Origin of the sequence: Tessaracoccus sp. MC1756 (genome assembly GCF_014164735.1) — a bacterium.
In the GTDB taxonomy this organism is placed as follows: domain Bacteria; phylum Actinomycetota; class Actinomycetes; order Propionibacteriales; family Propionibacteriaceae; genus Arachnia.
This window is the reverse complement of the sequence record NZ_JACJFZ010000012.1, coordinates 1-2367: the sequence shown is the minus strand read 5'-3', so window position 1 is coordinate 2367 and position 2367 is coordinate 1. Positions and strand designations below refer to the sequence as shown.

The following is a 2367-nucleotide window of genomic DNA, read 5'->3' as shown; positions in this document are numbered from 1 at the left end:
TCGCTGGGTTGTTCGCCTGCTTCTAGTGTGGCTCTTAGCCAGACTTGGGAGTCTGGGTCTTGGTAATCGACGTATATTTCTGGCAGGCCGGTTGTGGTCCGGGGCGCCAGGAACCGGGCGTAGCCATTCTCATCGGTGGTTGTTTGGAGTCGCCACCGGACCATGTCGGTTTTGACCTCGGGGCTCATTTCGAAGCCACCGTCGATCCATTCTGGTGCTGTTAATTGTCCTCTGAAGACTACTCCATGGACCCTTGCTCCAGTCACGGGCAGTCCGTTGTTGTCAACGACGCGGATGGCTACGGGCTCGGTGGGTGGGACCACTAGGGTCCCGAGATTCGTGTGGCCATCTACCGAGAATGGCGCGGAGATTATCTCTCTTGTCGTCTCGCCGTAATTGAACTCGAACCTGAGCATGAGTTGGTGCTCACCGGCAGCGGTGTCGTAGGTGAATCGTCCTTCCGTGTCAGTAAAGATGTCAGAGGTGGCGGTCTGGCCCATCAGGACCCCGCCCATAGGCTGGCCGGAGCTATCCACCAAGGTCCCCGACACCCTGGCGGGAGCGGGGAGCCGAAGCTCTAGTTCCTCGCTGGGTTGTTCGCCTGCTTCTAGTGTGGCTCTTAGCCAGACTTGGGAGTCTGGGTCTTGGTAATCGACGTATATTTCTGGCAGGCCGGTTGTGGTCCGGGGCGCCAGGAACCGGGCGTAGCCATTCTCATCGGTGGTCTCGACAAGATCCCAACGCATCTCGCTGGTTCTGACCAGCGAACTCATCTCGAAGCCTGCATCGACCCATGTAGGCGCAGATATCACAAACGAATGGGGCCCTCTTACTTGGACCCCCTCGAGCGGATCGCCTTGATTGTCAACAACGCGCACCGCGACAGGTTGAGTTGGCGGCAGGACCAGAGACCCGAGGTCTGTATCTCCTGTAATGGAGAACGGCTCCGTGATCACCCTTCGGAACGTCGTTCCGTTACCCCACTCCAAGGTGAATGACAGTCGGTCCTCGGCAGAGATGGTCGTGTAACTGAAGTGGCCGTCCAAGTTGGTGGTCAGGCTCTTGGCCCCACCGTCAGCCCAGATCTGCACCCCTGTCGCTGGGTTGCCCTCCTCGTCGGTCAAGATGCCGGAGATCGTGACCGCGCCGATTACGTCAGCCTGGGCGCGATCGATAGGGATGAACAGCGTGGTTGCAGTCAGTGTCGCAAGCAAGAGGACCAGTGCCTGACAGGTTGCTCTGGTCAGTACTTCACGCGCGGCATTGCTAACTCTGCGACTCGACCCACCGGTCATTGTCACACCCACTTCTCGCTTAGAGACCGGCGTCCGGTCCTCCCTTGGGACCCACCATACGCATTACGAGATACGCGCGTTGGTCCGTGCTTACGACACCCCGCGGAAGGTGATCACCCCGGTGTGTCCGAAGCCCTTTGTGAGCCCTCTGGTTGCAGTGCGTGATGCGACCCTCACACAGTGACGGCCACGGCCACTGTGGGGGCTACACCACTATGAGGGACTCAACTTCGATGACCTCAGGTCTGCGACAGGTGCGACGGACACGATCAGGTCCGTGGAACGATTCTGTTCGTCGAACGGCGCCTATGATGTCGACGGCACCAAGAGGGTGGCTAGGGAGAAGAGAGTGACTAACACCATCCCGTGACCACGACGATGTTGAGCAGGGCCGTCCGGGATTCCGACACCGCCTCCCACCTGAACCTGTAGTCGCGACCAGTGATCGTGAAGTCATGCATCATGGTGTCATGTCCACGTCTGGGAGGTGTGCAGCGTTGCGCTGCACCGAGGTTCCGGTTCCTGATGGGAGGCTGTGTGACATCCATCAAGCACGACTCGATCGTGGGGGTGGTCTGCCGCGAACGGGTGAACCTGTTCTGGGTGAGCCCTCGGGGTTCGGTCGGTTTGGTGAGCTCCATGTGAACACGGCCGGGATCCTGTGCCATGAGTGCGGTCTGCGGTTGGTGAGTCTGTCTCATCACCTGTGACGTGCCCACCAGTTGTCGGACGACGAGTATCGAAATCGTCATGGTCTGTTCGATGAAACCCCAATGCGTCTGCCGCCCAACCCTGACCGGAGTCCTCGACGGCGGCCGCATCGTTGTCGGCGGTGTTATGAACCGCACTGGGTTTGATGGAGACTCGCCCTATTTGATTCCTACCAGCTGTTGCTGGTCGGTTTGTTCAGCATAGAACGCGTTCTCGAACTCGGCGGGTGGGACATCGCCGAGGTATCCGTGTAGGCGTGTGGTGTTGTGCCAGTGCACCCACCCGAGGGTCGCGAGCTCGAGGTCCTCGACGCTCTTCCATGGACCGGGCCGGGCGGGACCGCGGACCAGTTCGGTCTTGT

Annotated in this window: 2 protein-coding genes; both read right to left on the bottom strand. The window is 59.7% G+C overall.

All coding sequences use genetic code 11. From position 1 onward, the window contains the following. Positions 1-1214: hypothetical protein (locus H5393_RS14270; RefSeq protein WP_182767231.1), on the bottom strand; the 1214-nt coding region annotated here is incomplete at its 3' end. Positions 1215-2164: 950 nt separating this feature from the next. Further along, positions 2165-2367, bottom strand: a 203-nt coding sequence (locus tag H5393_RS14265) for an IS3 family transposase (protein WP_182767230.1), incomplete at its 5' end; no start/stop codon positions are given.